Below are 21,674 nucleotides of genomic sequence, written 5' to 3'. Positions count from 1 at the left end.
AATTACACACATATTTACTCGATCGGAGGCTTTTTTTATGAGCTTTTTAGAAGACCTTAAAAGTAAGATATTAATTGGAGACGGTGCGATGGGAACAATGCTATATTCCCACGGTGTTGATCGTTGCTTTGAAGAATTAAATCTATCTAAACCTGATGATGTAATACACGTGCATGAGGCATATATTCAAGCTGGTGCAAATCTCATCCAAACAAATACTTATGGGGCAAATGATATAAAACTCTCTCGTTATGGGCTAGAGGATGAAATTAGACAAATTAACAAACAAGCTGTTGAAATCGCTAAACGTGCAGCTGCAGGATCAACATATGTTTTCGGAACGATCGGCGGTGTTCGAGCATTTAAGAAAAGTGCTCACACTCTTGAAGAAATAAAACGAAACTTTAGAGAACAGCTATTTGTCTTATTAAATGAAGATGTTGATGGATTATTGCTAGAAACCTATTATGATTTTGACGAACTGAAAACTGTCTTGCAAATAGCTCGTAAAGAAACGAATAAACCAATCATCACAAATGTTTCCCTTCATGAGCCAGGTGTATTACAAGACGGCACAACAGTAAAACAAGCCTTTTTAACACTTGAAGAACTTGGAGCAAATGTTATTGGTTTAAACTGCCGTTTAGGACCGTATCATATGCTTCAAGCTCTAGAGGAGGTACCGCTCCTAGAACATGCTTATCTCTCTGTATTTCCGAATAGCAGTCTGCCAGCATTAAATGAAGGACGACTCGAGTATGAATCAGATGAAGGATATTTTAAGGAGAGTGCTTTAAAGTTTAGAGAGCAAGGTGCTAGACTTATCGGCGGCTGCTGTGGAACAACGCCTAAACATATAAAAGCAATGGCTGAAGCAGTCTCACATTTAGCCCCAATTACAGATAAAAAAGTGAAAATTCCGAAAGAAATTCACATTCAATCGACGTCAGCAGACAAAGACACTCTTGCTCCGCTACAAGAGATTGTTAAGGAAAAACGCTCTGTCATTGTTGAGCTTGATCCGCCAAAAAAGCTTGGAATGAGTATATTTCTCGAAGGTGCACAGGCTCTGCATGATGCTGGTATTGATGCACTCACACTTGCTGATAACTCCCTTGCTTCACCACGTATTAGCAATTTAGCAGCAGGATTGCTTGCAAGGGAAAAAACGAATGCACGAACCTTAATTCATATTACATGTCGTGACCGAAACTTAATTGGCTTACAATCTCATTTAATGGGCTTACACACATTAGGCCTTTCAGATGTATTAGCGATTACTGGTGATCCATCTAAGATTGGAGATTTCCCTGGTGCTACATCTGTTTATGATGTATCATCCTTTGATTTAATCAGTTTAATCAAACAGTTTAATGAGGGTGTTTCCTATTCGGGTAAACCATTAGGTGCAAAAACAAATTTCTCAGTTGCCGCTGCGTTTAATCCAAATGTTCGCCATTTAGACAAGGCTGTTGTACGACTTGAGAAAAAAATTGCCTGTGGTGCTGATTATTTTATTTCACAACCGCTCTATTCAAATGAACAAATTGTTCATGTATATGAAGCAACTCGAAATCTAAAAGCACCGATTTATATCGGAATTATGCCACTAACATCAAGCCGTAATGCTGAATTTATTCATAATGAAATACCTGGTATTAAACTCTCTGATTCGATTAGAGAAAAAATGGCTGAAGCTGGTACTGACAAGGAAAAAGCTCGACAAGAAGGCCTTGCCATCGCCAAGGATTTGATCGATACTGCATTTGATCTATTTAACGGTATTTATCTCATTACCCCATTTTTACAGTATGACCTTACAGTGGAGCTTACAAATTACATCCATGAGAAGGAAAAACAACTGGCTGAAAGGAAGATCACACATGTGTAGCATCAAAGATGAACTAAAAAAACGAATTCTTGTTCTGGACGGAGCTATGGGAACAATGATTCAAGCTGCAGATCTCACACCTGAGGATTTTGGCGGTGAAGATTATGAAGGGTGTAATGAATATTTAACCTTAACTGCACCCGAAACAATTGAAGCCATTCATAAAGCATACCTAGAAGCAGGCTCAGATATTATTTCTACAAACACATTTGGTGCTACTGCGCTTGTATTAGATGAGTATGAGCTTGGTTCTCTTGCACTTGAACTGAATATTGAATCAGCAAAAATCGCTAAAAAAGCAGCCGAACACTTTTCAACTCCAGAAAAACCCAGATTTGTTGCCGGTGCTATGGGACCAACAACAAAAACATTATCTGTTACAGGTGGTACAACATTCGATACATTAGTCAGCAACTATGAAGAGCAAGCAAGAGGATTAATTCTTGGTGGTTCTGATTTACTTTTACTTGAAACAAGTCAAGATATGCTTAATGTAAAGGCTGGATTCATCGGCATCCAAAAGGCCTTCGAAAATACTGGTAAAGAATTGCCTTTGATGGTTTCAGGAACAATTGAGCCAATGGGAACTACCTTAGCTGGTCAAGACATTGAAGCATTTTATATTTCCTTAGAACATATGAAGCCAATATCAGTTGGGCTAAACTGTGCAACAGGTCCAGAATTTATGACAGATCATATTCGTACTTTATCAAGCTTAGCCAATACGGCTGTAAGCTGTTATCCAAATGCAGGATTACCTGATGAAGAAGGAAATTACCATGAATCACCTGAATCTCTTGCGAAAAAGCTCACAGGTTTCGCAGAACAAGGCTGGCTTAATTTTGTTGGTGGCTGCTGTGGTACAACACCAGAACATATTAAAGCAATTTCTCAAGCAGTCGCAAATATTACACCAAGAAGCATCGAAAATGTTTCGCACGGCCACACTGTTTCAGGTATTGATGCTCTGCTTTATGATGACGGTATGCGTCCCCTATTTGTCGGTGAACGTACGAATGTAATAGGTTCCCGTAAATTCAAACGGCTGATTGCTGAACAAAAATTTGAAGAAGCATCAGAAATTGCAAGAGCTCAAGTAAAAAATGGTGCACATGTTATCGATATTTGTTTAGCAGATCCGGACAGAGATGAACTCGAAGACATGGAGGCATTCATTCAGGAGCTCGTTAAAAAAGTGAAAGCACCACTTGTTATTGACTCTACTGATGAAAAAGTAATTGAACGTGCATTAAAATATTCTCAAGGAAAAGCAATCATCAATTCAATCAATCTTGAAGATGGTGAAGAACGGTTCGATGCCATCGTTCCCCTTGTGAAAAAATATGGCGGCGCATTGGTCGTAGGGACAATTGATGAAATAGGTATGGCTCTAACAGCTGAAAAGAAACTTGAGGTTGCAATCCGTTCACATGATCTGCTCGTCAAAAAACACGGACTGAAATCAAGTGATTTAATTTTCGACCCACTCGTCTTCCCTGTTGGAACTGGTGATGAACAGTATATAGGATCTGCAAATGAAACAGTTCGCGGTATTCAATTGATTAAAGAACATTTGCCAGAATGTTTAACAATCCTTGGTGTAAGTAATGTTTCATTCGGTCTTCCACCGGTTGGGCGCGAGGTATTGAATGCTGTTTACTTATACCACTGTACACAGGCCGGACTGGACTACGCTATCGTTAATACTGAAAAATTAGAACGGTTTGCATCCATTCCAAAAGAAGAAATTGAATTAGCAGAAGATTTATTATTTAAAACGACAGATGCATCATTAGCAAAATTCACAGAATTCTACCGCGGTAAGAAAAAGGTTGATAAAAAACCTGTTCAATCACTTCCGTTAGAGGAACGATTAGCACAATACATTATCGATGGAACAAAGGAAGGACTTATTCCTGATCTGGAATTAGCACTTAAAAAGTTCCCTGATCCCCTTTCCATTATTAACGGGCCGCTTATGGCTGGAATGGCTGAGGTTGGTGTGTTATTCAATGACAATCAGTTAATTGTTGCTGAAGTTTTACAAAGTGCCGAAGTGATGAAAGCATCTGTATCATTTTTAGAACAATTTATGGACAAAAAAGATGATAGCGGAAAAGGAAAAATTTTATTAGCAACCGTTAAAGGTGATGTTCATGATATCGGGAAAAACCTTGTCGATATTATCTTAAGCAACAATGGCTATAAAGTAATTGACCTGGGAATTAAGGTAACACCGCAAACACTCATCCAAGCTGTAAAAGCTGAAAACCCTGATATCATCGGACTATCAGGTTTATTAGTAAAATCAGCACAGCAAATGGTTATTACGGCACAAGATTTACATGAAGCAAAATGTAATATCCCAATTTTAGTAGGCGGAGCTGCCCTTTCAAGGAAATTCACGAGAATGAAGATTGCTCCACAATATGATGGTCCTGTAGTATATGCGAAAGATGCGATGGATGGATTATCTTTAGCAAATCAATTGCGGACATCACCAGAGTTATTTGCCGAAAAAGAAGCAGCAGCTACTGAAGAAAGGAAACCAAAAAGCAGTACTTCACAGGCCGTTGTTGAATTATTAGAAAAACGAGGAAACTTAAGTGAAGCACCTATTTTCTCACCTGTTGATACAAAGCGTCACATTTTAAAAGATATTGATTTGCCACAAATCATTCCTTATGTGAATTTGCAAATGTTAATTGGACATCACCTTGGATTAAAAGGAAAAGTTAAGGAATTGTTGAAAAAGAAAGATCCTAAAGCAACAGAATTATTTGAATTAATTCAGGTGCTGCTTAAAGATGGCGCAACGAATCAATGGTTTAAACCAGCTGCTGCCTATCAATTCTTCCCTTCCTACAGTGAAGGAAATAAGCTGCATATTTTAGATCCAAATAACACAAATTCAATTTTGGAAACTTTCGATTTCCCAAGACAGGAAAAACTGCCATATCGCTGTATTTCTGACTATGTTCGTCCTAAGCAAGAGGATGGCTTTGATTATGTAGCGATGTTTGCTGTTACAGCAGGAAGTCAAATCCGCGAGCTTGCACAAGGATTTAAAGAACAAGGCGACTATTTGAAAAGCCATGCTGTTCAAGCCCTTGCATTAGAGCTTGCTGAAGGACTAGCTGAACGGACCCACCAACTGATTCGAGACCGTTGGGGCTTCCCGGATGCACCAGACTTCACAATGGATCAACGCTTCTCAGCAAAATACCAAGGACAGCGTTTTTCATTCGGCTATCCAGCCTGTCCAGATCTAGAGGATCAAGCAAAATTATTCAATCTCTTAAAACCTGAAGATATTGGAATCAAGCTGACTGAAGGGTTTATGATGGAGCCTGAAGCATCTGTAACAGCCATTGTCGTTTCCCATCCGGAAGCAAAATATTTTAATGTTATGTAAAACTTTTTAAAGCTCTGAAACTTCCTGTTTCAGGGCTTTTTGTTTAGGAATCCTCTCAATTCATTCATCTCCTACAATTATTGGCGTACATCACAGCAATTCTCATCTTACGTTTAATCATACCTTCATTCGGGAATAACAAAAACACATCATTACACTTAAAAATAGGAGGTTTTTTTACATTGTCTACAAAGCAAAATCAACCAAAACAAACATTGCCGCCGCAACATCAAGATGTACAGCCAGGTCATGAAGATATGATGAATCCTGCACCAAAATTTGATGACTCTTCCTATAAAGGTAGTGGAAAATTAAAAGATAAAATTGCCATTATCACTGGAGGTGATAGTGGAATTGGTCGAGCTGTGGCCCTCTTTTTTGCAAAAGAAGGTGCAAATGTGGTGATCTCATACTTAGATGAACAAAAAGATGCTGCTGATACGAAAGAACTTGTTGAAGAACAAGGTCAAAAATGTTTACTTATCTCTGGAGATATTGGCGATGAATCTACCTGCCAAAACATTGTTTCAGAGACTATCAACACATTTGGAAAAATCGATATTTTAGTCAACAATGCAGCTGAACAACATCCACAAAAAGGGATTGAGGATATAACAAGTGAACAGCTTGAAAGAACATTTCGCACAAACATATTTTCACAATTCTATTTAACTAAAGCTGCCCTACCGCATATGAAAAAGGGTAGTACAATTGTTAATACTTCATCTGTGACGGCTTATGCAGGTAATGAACAGTTAATTGATTATTCAGCGACAAAAGGAGCTATTACTACTTTCACCCGCTCATTAGCACTGTCTTTAGCAAGTAAAGGCATTCGCGTAAATGCTGTTGCACCAGGACCTATTTGGACACCATTAATCCCATCAACCTTCACAGCAGAACAAGTCAATACATTTGGTGCTGATACAGCATTTAAACGTCCTGGACAGCCTGAAGAATTGGCACCAGCATACGTTTTCCTGGCAAGTGATGACTCATCCTACATGACGGGACAAATGATTCATGTTAATGGCGGAAGAATTGTCAATGGCTAGAAAAGCATAATTGCCTTTAGCACCAATTAGTAAGAAACAGCATACCGCTGTTTCTTCACAAAAAGAGCTGACACTGAAGAGCCCCCCGAAAGTTAGAGTTTTATATTAAGCAACTAATTGGCTGGTATGGATACGGTATTGAACCGGACTCATGCCTGCCAATTTTTGTTTTATACGCTTATTATTATAATAATTGATATATCTCTCAATTTTCTGTTTTAATTCCTCAAATGTGCATAGTGCTTCTCCATAATACATTTCTTGTTTCATTAATCCAAAAAAGTTCTCCATCGGTGAATTATCTAAACAATTTCCTTTTCGTGACATACTCTGGAAAACTTTATTTTCCTTGAGTTTTTTCACCCATTTTTTATGTTGATAATGCCAGCCTTGATCAGAATGCATAGTAGTTCTGTATTTTGAATTTTTCACAATTTCTAGTATTTCTTCTAGAGGTTCTAGGACTAAATCTAGTGTTGGGTGACTACTTATCCCATAAGATAGAATTTCGCTATTGAACATATCCATGAATGGATTAAAAAAAAGTTTTCCATCAGAACACTTAAATTCTGTGATATCTGTTGTTATTTTTTGATGGCATACATTTGTGCGAAAACGGCGATTAATAAGGTTCTTGGCGACAGTTCCAATATTCCCTTTGTAAGAACTATACTTGCGTGATTTTCGTGTAAACTTATTTCCTTTGAGTCCGAGTTTCTTCATAATTCGTTGAACCTTTTTGTGATTTACTTTTAATTGACGGTTTTTCAATTCTAAATGAATACGTCGGTAACCGTAATTGCCGTCATGGTCCTCGAATATGGATTGAATACATTCTTCAAGATTTTGATCGGGATTCTCTTCCTTCATTCGCTTTATATGATAGTGATACGAAGATTCAGGAATATCAACTATCTGTAGAACATCTTTTAATCGGAATTTTTCTTTGAGTTCGAATGATAACGCTGCTTGTGCTTTTCTAGATAGCTTTCCGGATCCATCTGAAAAGCTTGTAACTTTTTTAAGTATTCTACCTCTAAGCGAAGAAGTTCATTTTCTTTCTCCAATTTTTGTTCGTACGTCATTTCTTTTTCTTCTGCAGGAATTTTACTTTTTTGGTTCTTGGATTTATCAGACATGGGCGGTCTCCCTTTCGCTCTATCCAGGGCTTCAGTGCCACCTTCCAAAAAAGCTTTCTTCCATGAAGCTATTATTGGAGGATTTGTTAACCCAAATTGAAGGGCAGTTTCCGTCTCTGAAGAACCTGTACTATTCATAAAGCTTAATACATCCAGCTTGAATTGAACAGGATATGTTTCCTTATACTTCTTCCTCATCAACCCATCTATCCCAAATTTCTCGTATACTTTTACCCACCGCTTAATTGGAGAACTGCTTTTTATATTATGTTTCTTTGCCAAAAGGTCATATCCTAATTTCCCTTCTAGATACTCTTTTACGAGCATTAACTTAAATTGCTCACTATATTTAGTCATAAAAATACACCCCAAATGTTAGATTTCACTCTAACTTTTGGGGTGCATTACACACCTGTCAGCTCTTTTCTGTTATAGATGATTCCGTTGTCCTCGTTTTTTTGCAATAATCAAAAACAAGATAAATAATAATGGAACGAGAACAAACACACTTATAAGTGGTATGTTTATACCCGTTTTATCTTTGATTTCATAAATTTCTGCTTGTTCCCGATCAATGATAAATTCATATTCCCCATTAGCATCTTGTACTGTATTACCTGTTAGTAAACCTCTCAACTCTTTATTACTGACGATTTCAGCAGCTGATACCTTTACTTTTTGTGAAGCTGATGTATTATTTATAACAATAATGACTGTCTCATCTTGAAATGATCGCTTAAAAAGAATCATCCCATCTTTTTCATATAAAACTTCATAATCACCCTTGGTTAAGGACGGGAAACTGTCGCGAATTTTCGCTAGTTTACTAATGTAATCAATTAATTCTTCCTCTGGTTGAAAATTCATTAATGGTCTGTTTTCCGGAGGTTTGCCCCCATCTATGGCAATTTCAGTACCATAATAAACAACAGGTGTGCCTGGAATGGTATACATATAGGAAAATGCTATTTTCAATCGATTTCCAGGATGTTGGTTATTTTCAATCGCATTTCTAGTAAAGCGGACAGTCTTGTTGTTGTCAATAAATGGACTATTCGAATGTGATGATTCTACAACCTTAGTAACATCAGCAAAAGGCTGGTCGACATTTGCAAAAGCAGCTGAAGCTTCTTTATAAAAATGTTCATTTAAAATAGAATCGAAACCTGCTTCTAAGTAATTTGCTATCACTTTCTCTTGATTGTCTCTTAATGAACCTATTAAGTAAAAATTCTCGCTTTTCTTTCCTAATTTAGACTGAAAGTCTTCCCAAAACTCAGTATCAATTGTATCAGCATCGTTTATATAATAACCATCTATCTTCGTTTCTTCCACCCACCACTTTGCCTCTTCAATAAGTACGTCTTTTGAAACAGAATGAGCTGATTCTCCTTGATTGACCATAAAGTCTAACATAATCTTCATATCTCGCTTATGAGCTTCAGCAATCAAGCCCTGCAAATCTTCAAAGCTTCCAAAATGTTCATCAACTTTTCTATAATCCTCTACAAGACCGCCTGAATATGGACTCTCATCAGTTGCAAAAATAGATGATATGATTATTGCTGTAAATCCCATCTCTTTTATGTAGTCTAATCTCTTAATAATCCCTTCAAGATCTCCCCCATGATAGGCAGACGGATTTTCTGGATCCGCATCAACTCCATCATTATGTGGATTCCCATTATTAAATCGATCAATTTCAATGTAATACATTAATTCTTCCTGCCATGTTTTTTCTTCTTTTTCAACTGCGTTTACTGGAATCGCATAAAAAAGAAGAAACGGAATCAGTAATCGTTTAATAGCTTGCTTACACATCTCCGTTCCCCCAACATTCACAATGATATTTAAACCAATCCTATTAAGAGTACGCTTTCAATACAAAAACGTCAAACTGCAATGGGTTAAAATTTTCTAAAAGTGTCGATTATATTAGAAAAGCATAAGCGCCTTGTTCAGCCCCGACTAGCATAAGACGATTAGGAATAGAAGGTGTTCTTTACCTTCAATTCCTAATTGGCTTATGACCTCGAGGGGCTAGGCGCTGGAGCTAGACAAATGAAAAGCATAAGCGCCTTGTTCAGCCCCGACTAGCATAAGACAATCAGGAATATAGAGTAGGTGCTATTTCCTTCAATTCTTGATTGTCTTGTGGCCTCGAGGGGCTAGGCGCTGGAGCTAGACAAATGAAAAGCTCATGCGCCAGGTCTGTGCTTTCTATACGGCGCGATCTCAGGTAGCGTTGCTTAAAAGTAAAACATGGATTTAACTTTAAAAAAACTAGAACTCGAGTGGAGGAACCATGCTTAAAGAAGCCATTTACCATCGACCAAAAAATCAGTTTGCTTATGCATACACTGACAATTCATTGCATATCCAACTACGAACAAAGCGCAATGATATTGACGTTGTTTCTTTAACTTATGGTGACCAGTTTGAATTTGAAAACAATCATTGGAAGCGTCGTTCACTTGACATGCAAAAAAGTGGAAGTGACGAGTTATTTGATTATTGGGTGGTTGAGGTCATCCCTCCACAACGTCGATTGCGATACGCCTTTCATTTAAAAAACAATGAACAAGAGCTTTTTTACACGGAAAGAGGGTTTAGTGATTCGATTCACGATGATTTTTCAGCCTATTTCTGTTTCCCATACCATCACCCTTCAGACCGCTTTGCCGCACCAGACTGGGTTAAAAATACGGTATGGTATCAAATTTTTCCTGATCGCTTTGCAAATGGAAATGTTGAAAATGATCCTAGCGGAACGCTGCAATGGAATAGTACAGAACCAACAACATCTTCTGTATTCGGCGGTGATTTTGAAGGTGTTTTGCAGCATCTCGATTATTTAGTGGATTTAGGAATTACCGGAATCTATTTCACGCCTATTTTTAAGGCTCGCTCCAATCATAAATATGACACGATTGATTATATGGAAATTGATCCACAATTTGGTGATAAAGCTACGTTTAAACGGTTAGTGAATGAATGTCACAAACATGGCATAAAAGTCATGCTAGATGCTGTATTTAATCATTGTGGCGAAGATTTCCCTCCTTTTTTAGATGTCATAAAAAATCGAAACAGTTCAAAATATAAAGATTGGTTTCATCTCATAACAACAGATCAAGATCATCCAACCTATCATACCTTTGCATTTGAAAAAACAATGCCTAAGTTAAATACGCAGAATCCTGAAGTGAAAAAATATTTGGTAGAGGTTGGGCAATATTGGGTCAGAGAATTTGGAATTGACGGCTGGAGATTAGATGTAGCAAATGAAATCGACCATCAATTTTGGCGGGAATTTAGACATGCTGTAAAAGCAATAAACAAAGATGTATATCTTGTAGGAGAAGTATGGCATGATGCAATGCCGTGGCTCCACGGTGATCAATTTGATGCTGTTATGAATTATCCGCTTGCCAACTTACTTCTTCGCTTTTTTGCTTATGATGCGATTGGTGCCGAACAATTTAGTCAAGAACTGCAGGGCTATCTTCACCAATACCCGAGATCTGTTCAAGAGGCGGCTTTTAATTTACTTGGAAGTCATGATACACCCCGTCTTGTAAACCTGGCAAGAATGAATAAACAAAAAGTAAAGCTATTGACAGCCTTTCAACTAAGCTTTACAGGCTCACCTTCGATTTATTATGGTGATGAAATTGGTCTAACTGGTGAGCAAGATCCAGGTTGCAGAAAGTGTATGGTATGGGATAAAAATGCACGTGATCTTGATATGCTCAATTTTTCCAAAAAATTAATTAGCTTGCGAAAAACTTATCCGATTTTAGCCAATGATGGACTCTTTAGCATATTAGAAGCGAGTAATGCACAAAATACGATTTGCTATAGCAGGGAAACAACTAAGCAGCTTTTTATAGCAATCATGAATAATCATCCTGCAAGGCAAACACTTGAATTACCATTAAATTTGATTGATCAACACATTATTAATCTCCTTACGATGGAAGAATTTGCAGCACACTCAACTAAAATTACGATTACTCTTGATTCATATGATTTTGCTTTTTTACTGATCTATAAAAAATAGAACTAGATATAATGCTATAAACGTCCTGAAGTTTTTTGCTCTTCCTAAGGCGGGATATGCTTTTATAAAGGAAGATCCATTTAACCCCTACGATCTTTTCTATGAATGACATTTCGATACTCGAGAGGGCTTATGCCCTCTATCCGTTTAAATAGCTTAGAAAAATAGGTTGAATCTAAAATTCCTACCTCTTTGGAGATACTCGCCACTTTTTCATCGGTTGTTGCTAACAATCTTTTCGCTTGATTTACCCGGTATTGATTTAAATACATATTTGGGGTAATACCAATGATTTTTTGCATACAGCGTGTAATATAGTCAGGATGAAAATGAAGAGCATTTGCAATAGCCTCCATTTTCACTTCCTCTTTATAATGTTCTTGAACATATTTGACTGTTTCTTCTACAACCCGTTTAGCTGCTGTTGGTATTTTACATGCTTCTTTTTGCAAATGAATAAGAAATTCCTGAAAATACAGCTGCTGTCGTAGTTGAAAATCGGATGTTTGATGATTTATTTTCGTTAAATTATCAAAGATTGTTTCAACAAACGTAACATTCTCAATTTCTCCTACACATGGCAAGCAAAAACGATATGTGGCAGGATGAATAAAATCACCCTCCTCAACATAAATTTCAGCCCAATTTTCAATACCTGCTTCAACAAGTTCATAATTATTCGGCATCATAAAGTGAAGCCAATAATATTCTGTTTTTACTTGGCAATCTTTATGACCAAAGTGCTCAAATCCAGGTACTAAAATGATGTATTGTCCCGCCTTAATTGTATAAGGAATATTATCCTCTGTAATAAACAATTCTCCCGATTTTACATAGATCAAGTCAAAGACTGTAAACACCCGTTTAAAGTGTTTTGCCCCTTTTTCAAATATGGCATATCCCCCTTTAATCAAAATAGGGAAGGGTGGAATTTTACATTCAATGTAGGACATATATCTATCTTCCTTCTAGTCGTATTTTCCCAAAACTTATCGTTATCCTCTCTTTCTATTATAATGCAACAACTATAAACTTAATAAGGATTAATAAACGTTCCTATGAAGGAGTTGATTATAATGTCTTTAACGAGACAAGATCGTAAAATGACATTATTCGCTCTAACTTGGCCAATTTTGAAGTATTGCTGCTTATGTTAAGTTAATATTCTGATCATGCTGTCGCTGCCGTTGGTGTATCAAATCAAATCTTATATCTACTTATCGTGAAGTTTGGATTTATTGCAACTGGCACAACAATTCTTGTTGTACAATTTTTAGGTACAAATCTTGATAAAAAAGTAAAAGAGACTTCTTCAGTCTCACTTTCTGCATAACTTCTAATAAGTATGATCATTAGTATATGGGAAGGGTTATTGATTTAGCATCGATCGCGCCTTCATAAATTTTATCGATTCCTGGTATCGGATCCATATCTGTAATCGAATTTGTTAATTAACTCTAAACTGATTAATCATTGCTTTATTAAGAACTCGGATGTATGAATGGAGGTTAAACGAAAAGAAAAAAACGGAAAATTAGAGAGGATTGAAGTTAAAGCAGAAGCCAATATGCAAGACACACACTAAAATAAGCCGACCTAATGAGGCGGGCTATTTTAGTGTGTGCTTTAATCATCTATAAGTTTTTCTACTATTTAATATTTGTAACTATCTACCAGGAAATTGCACCATAAATTCTATCTCATCAACCTTCCATCCTTGCTCTCTAAGAAGGGATATAAGCTTTTCCACTCTTCAACAGAAGAAGAGGACGTTCCATTACTGCCATTTGCATTAATAAATTTTCCATCCCGACATATAAACTGTGAAGCTCCCGACTTATAAGTTTAAAAAAACACAAAGTTACCTGGCTCAGGAACTGGTACTGTTTTATTATGCTGCGATGGAGCTGTCCCATATAAATCAAATCTTATTTGGCCAATATCATACTCTAACAATCCAGAACAATCAATCCCCCTGAAGCTCCCGTCCTCCCTCCCCATACATAAAGGTAATCCAAGGAATTCTTTATGGGAGGTATTTTACACAATAGCTTTTCACCAATAAATTACTCTCTATCAAACAACGCAGCCCCAGAAATGCCTGGATTTGTCATCTCATAAGGATTTAATATAAGATCAAGTTCTTCCTCTGTTAAAACATCATAAAGCAGGCATAGGTCACGTACAGATTTACCTTCTATAACCGCTTCCCTTGCGATACGTGCTGCCACTTCATATCCAATATGCGGATTTACAGCAGTAATAATCCCTACGCTTTTTTCCACATACATTTTTAAACGGTCTTCGTTTGCTTCAATACCTGCCAGACAATAGTCTGTAAAGGCACGGAATGCATTGTTCATAATGCTGATCGATTGAAGCAAGTTGAACACAAGTACAGGTTCCATCACATTTAGTTCAAGCTGGCCTGCTTCAGATGCTAGGCATATTGTATGGTCATTGCCAATGACCTGAAACGCTACTTGGTTGATCATCTCGGGCATAACCGGATTAACTTTTCCCGGCATAATGGATGAGCCTGGCTGACGGGCCGGCAAGCTAATTTCCGCAAGCCCCGCACGAGGGCCTGATGCCATTAATCGTAAGTCATTCGCGATTTTAGACATATTCATCATACATACTTTCAACGCAGCAGAGACTTCTGTATAAGCATCTGTATTTTGTGTCGCATCAACAAGGTGCTCCGCCCCAACAAGCGGCAGGCCGCTAATATCTGCCAAATGCTTAACAACACTTTCGATGTAGCGAGGGTCTGCATTTAATCCTGTTCCCACCGCAGTTGCACCCATATTTATTTCATATAAATGCTGGCGCGATTGTTGGATGCGTTTAATATCACGCTCAACTACACGGCTATATGCTTCAAACTCTTGACCAAGACGGATTGGAACCGCATCTTGGAGATGTGTTCGTCCCATTTTAATGACATGGTCGAATTGTTGCGCCTTTTTCTTAAAAATCGTAAGCATATCTTGCATCGTATTTAACAATTTTTCGAGTAAATGAAGGGTGGCGATATGAATCGCAGTCGGGAATACGTCGTTCGTTGATTGCGACATGTTTACATGGGTGTTTGGACTTAATTGAAGAACATAGTCCCCTTTCTCTTTTCCAAGCATTTCGAGTGCACGGTTAGCAATGACTTCATTCGCATTCATATTCATTGACGTACCTGCACCGCCCTGGATTGGATCCACGATAAACTGATCATGCCATTTTCCTTCGATCACTTCGTCTGCTGCCTCAACGATCACTTTACCAAGACCTTCATACAAACGTTTCGTATCCATATTTGCTAATGCCGCTGCTTTTTTCACAGTAGCCAACGCTTTAATTAAGTCTTCATGAATACGATAGCCTGTAATCGGAAAATTTTCGACAGCACGCAATGTTTGGATCCCATAGTATGCAGTCTCAGGTACTTTTTTTGATCCTAAGAAATCTTTTTCAATACGTACCTTTTGATTAGTATTGATTGTTGACATGGTGTTTCCTCCTTTATTTTCAGGCAAGTTTATGCTACGTTTGATTGTTTAACTGATTCAACGTAATGGTTTGCTTTTTCTTGGTCAAATTCACCTTCCCACTTTGACATGACAATCGCCGCTAATGAGTTCCCCACGACATTAACCGCTGTTCGTACCATATCTAAAATACGGTCGATACCGGCAATAAACGCAACCCCTTCGAGCGGCAGACCCATAGAACCAAGTGTTGTTAAAATGACAACAAATGACGCACCCGGAACGCCGGCCATTCCTTTTGACGTTAACATTAATACTAGTAATAACGTAATCTGTTGTGTAATTGATAGATTAATACCATACATTTGTGCCACGAAAAGTGAAGCTATTGCTTGATAAATCGATGAGCCGTCTAAATTAAATGTATAGCCTGTTGGAATAACAAAAGAAGTAATCGATTTTGGACAGCCAAATTTCTCCATTTTGTCCATTAGCCTTGGTAATACAGCCTCTGAGCTTGCCGTTGTAAATGCCAAAATCAGTTCTTCTTTTAACACTTTCAAGAGAACAAAAATGTTTGTCCCGGACATTTTCGCAATAATACCAAGAACGACGAACACAAAAAATACCATCGTCACATAAACAGCAAGCACTAATTTCCCTAATGGAATTAATGTTACAATGCCAAATTTAGCAACGGTTACACCGATCAGTGCAAACACACCAAACGGGGCAAACTTCATCACTTGGTTTGTCACCCAAAACATTGCTTCTAATACACCTTCAAAAAAGCCAAGGACAGGTTTTCCTTTTTCTCCTACTGCCGCAATTCCTAAACCAAAAAGCACAGAGAAGAAAATAATCGGCAACAAGTCACCTTGGGCCATGGATTCAAATATGTTTTTCGGAACAATATGAACAATCGATTCCGCAAAACCCTTGCTTTCAGCTGTTTTCGTCGTTTCTTCATAATTTGAAATATCACTTTTTTCAAGATTGCTTGTATCTAAACCAGAGCCCGGGTGGAACAGGTTTGCCGCCAGTAATCCAATAGCAATAGCGATTGTGGTGACAATTTCAAAATAAAGTATGGTCTTCCCGCCCATTTTTCCCAGTTTTTTCATATCGCCGACACCTGCGATTGAGACCACTAATGCAGCAATGACAATCGGAACAACAATCATCTTAATTAAATGAATAAAAATGTCTCCAATCGGCACCATAATGGCCATGACTGTTTCATTCCCGTGAAATACTGCACCGACAGAGATACCTAGTATAAGTGCAACAAAAATTTGTGTAGCTAAGCCAAACTTTTTCATTTATATTACCCCCTTATGTTAATCGAATTTGTTAACGCTTTCATTCTGCGATTATCTTTAGTTTATATTAAGACCTACTGAATCCTACTGAAACCTACTAAAACCCACAAGGACAAATGTGAAAATAATAAATTTCAGTTAAAACCCTTTCCTCTTTTTTACCATTTCAGTACAATGTGTTATGTTTTTATATAGTGATTGAGGGGGGACCGTATTGAAAGAGCGTATATGGATTTTACTATTGATGATGATTGCGGTGCCTCTTGCGGGTGAATTCAAGTTTTATCCATTTGACGATACATTCAGAGTCAGTTTGGGGACGCCCGCCTTTTTCTTGTTTTTGTTATGGGGAAGAGGTATTCATCCGAATATTGCAGGTATGTTGACTGGGATGAGCGTGTTTGTTTTTCGTTTCTTGCTGGCTGTTGGGATAAGGGACATATCCGTTGAGGAAGCGATGTATCTTCATTTTCCGGCCTTTTTCTATTACGTTATATACGCGCTCCTATTTCATTGGACGAAAATGAACGAACGGCACGATCAACCGTTTATGATTGGGTTTTTAGGGGTCGGAATTGAGATTATTGCAAGCTTATCGGAAATGGTTTTCCGTTCTTTGCTGGCATATAATCAGGACATATCCTTGCTTGCCATAGAACAACTCGTGATCATCGCCTTTATTCGAAGCTTTTTCGTTCTCGGCTTTTTTAATATTTTCAAGCTGAGAGAGGCAAAATTGGCAGAAGAAGAGCAGCGTATGCAAAAGGAGAAAATGCTGCTTTTTATTTCAAATTTGTATGAAGAATCGGTTCATCTGAAGAAAACAATGCAAAATGCAGAAGAAATCACTCGCATGTGTTATGATTTTTATCGTCGGTTAAAATCAGGGGAGGAAGGCGGCCGTGATGCACAAACAGCGCTGCAAATCGCCGGCCTCGTGCATGAGATTAAAAAAGATAACCAGCGGATTTATGCGGGGGTTTCGGAACTCATTTCTTCTGAAAACATGCAGGATTATATGAATATAAAACAGCTCGGTAACATCATGTTAGTGTCCAATAGACGATATGCAGAGTCCCTTGGCAAAGATGTTTCATTTACCTTACATGTAAATGGAGACCACCCTCCCTACCATGTATTTATGGTCTTATCTATAATCAATAATTTGTTAACTAATGCCGTGGAAGCTATTAGAGAAGAGGGATACGTGTCGCTGCATATTAAAAGAAAAAATCAGTTCGTTGAGTTTAGCGTCAGTGACAATGGTTCTGGCATTCCACCAAGGCTGAAGGAAATCATTTTTACGGAAGGCTTTACAACGAAATTTGATGTGTTTGGAAACCCTTCGACGGGTATCGGTTTATCGTATGTAAAACATACTGTTGAAAAATGGGGAGGACATATCATGCTTATGGATAACGATATAGAAACTGTATTTATCGTAAGAATTCCGATAGAAGCGATGATAGAGAAAGGGTTAGTGTGATGAATTATTTCATAATAGATGACGATCCTGCCATTCGAGCAATGCTTGCAGAGATTATTGAAGACAAAGATTTAGGAAACGTGGTAGGAGAAGCAGAGGACGGATCATTAGTGGATAATGGCTTGTTGACTTTAAAAAAAGCAGACGTTATTTTAATTGATTTGTTAATGCCTATAAGGGACGGAATTGAAACGATCCGGTCTCTTGCTGATGGTTTTCAAGGAAAGATTGTTATGATTTCTCAAGTAGAAGCGAAGGAACTAATTGGAGAGGCGTATAGTTTAGGGGTAGATTACTACATTACAAAACCGCTGAATCAGCTTGAAATTACAGGCATATTAAAAAAAGTAAACAAGCAGGTGTTGTTGGAACAATCGATCCGGGGCATTCAAGAAACGTTGAACTTATTTACAGGCCACCCTCAGTCCCCGTTCGCTCCCTCCTCTCATAAAAAAAATATCATGGAAGTCGGACGTTCCTTAATTTCCGATTTAGGAATGATTGGGGAAAGCGGAAGCGAGGATTTATTAAAAATTTTAAGTTTCCTGCAAAATGAAAAGCAAAGACTCGGTTCTGTCTACACTTTTCCATCTTTAAAGGAAATTTTTGCTGGCATCGCTACTGAAAAGCTGGGAGAGCAAGCGAAAGAGGCTGAAATCCAGAAAGAAATGAAAGCTTCAGAGCAGCGTGTCCGCCGTGCTCTTTACCAGGCGCTCATCCATATCGCTTCATTAGGGTTGACAGATTATACGAATCCAAAATTTGAAGCTTATTCTTCCACATTTTTTGATTTCTCGGAAGTCCGTAAGAAAATGCTGCAGCTAGAAGAAAAAAACGAAAAAGTAAGTAACCAGAGCCGTATTAACATGAAAAAGTTTATCCAAGCGTTGTATATGGAAGCTAGACAGCTGGTGGAATAATAATCCTTATAAAGCGATCCTTCAATTAGTTGGAGTTTTGTTCATTTACTATTAACAGGTAAACCAATGTACATATTACTCCATAAAGTTTCTGTTAACCCAGCTCTTTTCACAGGGACAAGGATTTGTTCAATTGATTCATCAATAAATTATAGAGATCTCAGATGTGGCACTTGGATGTCAAAAAGCTTTGCCAATTTAAAAAAGCTCTATTTGCAAGTATGCAAAATAGAGCTTCTTTTAAATTGCTAGTTCCTACCGTTCATCAATATCAATCGAATATTTCTCAAACCAAACATGGATTTGCGCGAGGTGAGCGAGAAGCTGCGGACCTGACATTAGCTGCCCAAACCATGGTACTTGAAAAGCCTTTCCTTCAGAATCAATAATGTCAGTGAGTTCTTTCTTATTTAATAAAACATGTAAGATTGAATCCTTTTTACTTACTAGTGATTGTAGCCAATTCTTTACTAATCTTGTATACTCTGGATGATGAGTTTTTGGATAAGGACTTTTCTTACGATAAAGAACTTCATTAGGAAGGATCCCCTCAAGCGCCTTCCGTAAGATTCCTTTTTCACGGTCACCATGCATTTTCACTTCCCAAGGAATATTCCAGACATATTCAACAAGACGGTGGTCAGCAAATGGAACACGGACCTCTAAACTAGCCCCCATACTCATTCGATCCTTTCGATCTAAAAGATTCGCCATAAACCAATGCATATTTAAATAAAAAAGCTGCCGTCTTTGTGCTTCGATTTCTGACTCGCCTTCAAGAAGTGGTGTTTCATTGACAGTGTCTTGATACCGCATTTGCACATATTCATGCAAGTTTAATTTTTCCTGCCATTCAGGCTTTAATAATTTGATTCTCTCATCAGTTGAACGCATCCAAGGGAAAGCAGGGCTTGCTAAGTCTTCCGGTCTTCTGAACCAAGGATAACCGCCAAATATTTCATCAGCACACTCTCCTGATAACCCAACAACAAAATCATTTTTGATCTCCCTGCAAAACCAAAGCAGTGATGAATCGACATCAGCCATTCCAGGCAGATCACGAACAACAGTTGCTTCAATTAAATGGTCTACTAATTCTTGTTGAGTAATCACACAGCGGTGATGTACGGTATCAAAGGTTTCATTTACCTTTTTAATCCAAGGACCATCTGAATTAGGTTGAAATTCATTCGCTTTGAAGAATTTTTCATTATCTTGATAATCAATTGAATAAGTATGGAGATTGCCTTTCCCTTCATTTTTAAAATGTTCTGCTGCGACTGCTGTAATTGCACTTGAATCAAGACCACCTGAGAGAAATGTACATAGTGGTACATCTGATACAAGTTGTCTTTTTACAGAATCTGTAAATAAAAAGCGAACCTTTTCAGCCGTTTCTTCTAACGTATCTTCATGTGGTTTACTTTCAACATTCCAGTAGCGCCACTTTTTTAATCCATCCTTTGTATATGTTAATGCATGTGCAGGACGTAATTCATCAATTCCTTTAAAGACACCAATACCAGGTGTTCTTGAAGGTCCAACGCCAAATATTTCAGATAATCCGGTTTTATCCAAAACAGCCGAAACTGATGGATGAGCTAAAATAGCTTTTAGTTCCGATCCAAAAATGAGAGAACCATTTTCTTCTTTAAAAAATAATGGTTTTACTCCTAATCGGTCTCTTCCAATGAATAATTTTTCCTTAGAAGTATCCCAAACTGCAAAGGCAAAAATACCATTTAAATGGTGAACACATTCTTCTTCCCACTCAATATAAGATTGAAGTAACACTTCCGTATCTGAGTGTCCTTTAAACGAGTAGCCTTTAGCTAAAAGTACCTTACGGATATCTTCTGTATTGTAAAGTTCACCGTTATAGCAAATTGTATATAAATTCCCGTCTTTCATCCGTGTCATGGGTTGCTTTCCACCTTCTGGATCGACAACAACTAAGCGTTTATGACCGAATAATACGTGATCTTCTCCCCAAACATTTGTATCATCAGGACCTCTTTTTGCTAATGTTTCAGCCATCTTTCTGATTACACCTTGTTCAGAGCGAATATTCCCCTTAAAGCAAATCCAACCAGTAATCCCACACATTGTAACATCATCTCCCTAGGGTTTTTTTCTTTGTTCTCTCTACTTAGACCCGATAGCCATACCAGATTGTATTGTATGCCCATCGAAAACAATTGTTGATTTGTCCATGATAAATTGCCCATGCATAAACTTTGTTACTTTTGTCTAAAACGTTGATAATAGGAATTTAATTGTCAGCATTGTTATTTGTACATCATTGGAGGGTACGATACATGAGTCCGTACAAACGAACAGACTTATTATTTAAGCAAAAACGATCACATTTAATCGGCTTAATTGAAAAGGCAGAAAATCACTTTGTCATATTTGATGATATGAATGATGAGGTTCATTTATTAGAAGAGATTCAAGATCACCATATTGAGATTCTGAGACCTAATGGTTGGGAAGCTGGAAAATGGATAGGACTTGGAAGGGTAGAAACGCAAATTGGAATGCTATCCCTAAAATGCGGTGACACAGTTCGTATTAAGAAAAAACTTCCACTTGCACTAGATGAAATGCTAAGAGAATTACCTGATGAGACATTTATTCAATTTATTCATAAATTGAACACCCTTTCATTTTCACCGTTTGATTGTATCTATTCTTACAATCAACTTTTATTTCTGGAATCACAAATGAATAAAAAAGGTGTCTCCTTTTATCAATTTGATAATGAAGACGGCATTTGTGCAGTTCAGCATCATTTCGATCGCGGTGTATTTTCCTCTGACCGATTAGAAATAACAACGAGTTTAGGTGATAGAAGCCTTATTTGTTCAATGTATTAGGAAGTGTGGCTATATGATT

The 21,674-nt window shown here is 37.7% G+C and carries 14 protein-coding genes and 1 pseudogene; 8 read left to right on the top strand and 7 right to left on the bottom strand.

Annotated elements, in window-relative coordinates:
• Positions 1 to 37: 37 nt before the first annotated feature.
• From GMB29_RS04725 to GMB29_RS04715, 3 genes are all read left to right on the top strand, one after another.
• Positions 38 to 1,891, top strand: coding sequence for a bifunctional homocysteine S-methyltransferase/methylenetetrahydrofolate reductase (locus tag GMB29_RS04725; RefSeq protein WP_136355256.1), 1,854 nt, complete (start codon positions 38 to 40; stop codon positions 1,889 to 1,891).
• On the top strand, positions 1,884 to 5,306 hold the full coding sequence (gene metH / locus GMB29_RS04720; RefSeq protein ID WP_136355258.1) for a methionine synthase: 3,423 nt from the start codon (positions 1,884 to 1,886) through the stop codon (positions 5,304 to 5,306). Before GMB29_RS04725 ends, metH begins: the two co-directional genes overlap by 8 nt.
• A 182-nt stretch (positions 5,307 to 5,488) precedes the next feature.
• Positions 5,489 to 6,361 carry an SDR family oxidoreductase gene (locus tag GMB29_RS04715; RefSeq protein WP_136355260.1) on the top strand — a complete coding sequence of 291 codons (873 nt, stop codon included), beginning with the start codon at positions 5,489 to 5,491 and terminating at the stop codon, positions 6,359 to 6,361.
• 105 nt (positions 6,362 to 6,466) lie between these two features.
• Here the strand turns inward: GMB29_RS04715 and GMB29_RS04710 are convergent, their stop codons facing one another.
• From GMB29_RS04710 to GMB29_RS04700, 3 genes are all read right to left on the bottom strand, one after another.
• Positions 6,467 to 7,390, bottom strand: coding sequence for an IS3 family transposase (locus tag GMB29_RS04710; protein ID WP_155443832.1), 924 nt, complete (start codon positions 7,388 to 7,390; stop codon positions 6,467 to 6,469).
• Positions 7,291 to 7,857: a helix-turn-helix domain-containing protein gene (locus GMB29_RS04705; RefSeq protein WP_136359324.1), complete on the bottom strand. Its 567-nt coding sequence runs from the start codon at positions 7,855 to 7,857 to the stop codon at positions 7,291 to 7,293. The genes GMB29_RS04710 and GMB29_RS04705 overlap by 100 nt, the downstream gene beginning before the upstream one ends.
• Before the next feature lie 72 nt (positions 7,858 to 7,929).
• Entirely contained in the window at positions 7,930 to 9,321 is a 1,392-nt protein-coding gene (locus GMB29_RS04700; RefSeq protein ID WP_136353884.1) for an alpha-amylase family glycosyl hydrolase, read from the bottom strand.
• A 484-nt stretch (positions 9,322 to 9,805) separates the two neighbouring features.
• Between GMB29_RS04700 and GMB29_RS04695 the strand changes: the two genes are divergently transcribed.
• A complete protein-coding gene (locus tag GMB29_RS04695; protein ID WP_136353882.1) occupies positions 9,806 to 11,563 on the top strand; it encodes an alpha-glycosidase in 1,758 nt (585 codons plus the stop codon).
• 80 nt (positions 11,564 to 11,643) lie between these two features.
• Here the strand turns inward: GMB29_RS04695 and GMB29_RS04690 are convergent, their stop codons facing one another.
• Entirely contained in the window at positions 11,644 to 12,516 is an 873-nt protein-coding gene (locus GMB29_RS04690) for an AraC family transcriptional regulator (protein WP_136353880.1), read from the bottom strand.
• 105 nt (positions 12,517 to 12,621) lie between these two features.
• On the opposite strand from GMB29_RS04690, the pseudogene GMB29_RS04685 reads away from it, so the two are divergent.
• Positions 12,622 to 12,893: pseudogene (locus GMB29_RS04685) on the top strand (MATE family efflux transporter); the annotation flags it as partial.
• 736 nt (positions 12,894 to 13,629) lie between these two features.
• Here the strand turns inward: GMB29_RS04685 and aspA are convergent.
• Together aspA and GMB29_RS04675 are read right to left on the bottom strand one after the other, a co-directional pair.
• Positions 13,630 to 15,069 carry an aspartate ammonia-lyase gene (aspA, locus tag GMB29_RS04680; protein ID WP_136353878.1) on the bottom strand — a complete coding sequence of 480 codons (1,440 nt, stop codon included), beginning with the start codon at positions 15,067 to 15,069 and terminating at the stop codon, positions 13,630 to 13,632.
• A gap of 29 nt (positions 15,070 to 15,098) precedes the next feature.
• On the bottom strand, positions 15,099 to 16,370 hold the full coding sequence (locus tag GMB29_RS04675) for a cation:dicarboxylate symporter family transporter (RefSeq protein ID WP_136353876.1): 1,272 nt from the start codon (positions 16,368 to 16,370) through the stop codon (positions 15,099 to 15,101).
• A 214-nt stretch (positions 16,371 to 16,584) separates the two neighbouring features.
• On the opposite strand from GMB29_RS04675, the gene GMB29_RS04670 reads away from it, so the two are divergent.
• Both GMB29_RS04670 and GMB29_RS04665 read left to right on the top strand, forming a co-directional pair.
• Entirely contained in the window at positions 16,585 to 17,856 is a 1,272-nt protein-coding gene (locus tag GMB29_RS04670; protein WP_136353874.1) for an ATP-binding protein, read from the top strand.
• Positions 17,856 to 18,776 (top strand): response regulator, encoded by a 921-nt coding sequence (locus GMB29_RS04665; RefSeq protein WP_136353872.1) that lies wholly within the window; start codon positions 17,856 to 17,858, stop codon positions 18,774 to 18,776. The genes GMB29_RS04670 and GMB29_RS04665 overlap by 1 nt, the downstream gene beginning before the upstream one ends.
• 255 nt (positions 18,777 to 19,031) lie before the next feature.
• On the opposite strand, the gene asnB is transcribed toward GMB29_RS04665, so the two are convergent.
• A complete protein-coding gene (asnB, locus tag GMB29_RS04660; RefSeq protein WP_136353870.1) occupies positions 19,032 to 20,882 on the bottom strand; it encodes an asparagine synthase (glutamine-hydrolyzing) in 1,851 nt (616 codons plus the stop codon).
• A gap of 212 nt (positions 20,883 to 21,094) precedes the next feature.
• Between asnB and GMB29_RS04655 the strand changes: the two genes are divergently transcribed.
• Entirely contained in the window at positions 21,095 to 21,655 is a 561-nt protein-coding gene (locus GMB29_RS04655) for a DUF2777 family protein (RefSeq protein ID WP_136353868.1), read from the top strand.
• Positions 21,656 to 21,674 lie beyond the last annotated feature (19 nt).

Source organism: Metabacillus sediminilitoris, from assembly GCF_009720625.1.
GTDB classification, from domain to species: Bacteria; Bacillota; Bacilli; order Bacillales; family Bacillaceae; genus Metabacillus; species Metabacillus sediminilitoris.
This window is presented reverse-complemented; position numbering and strand designations above follow the sequence as displayed.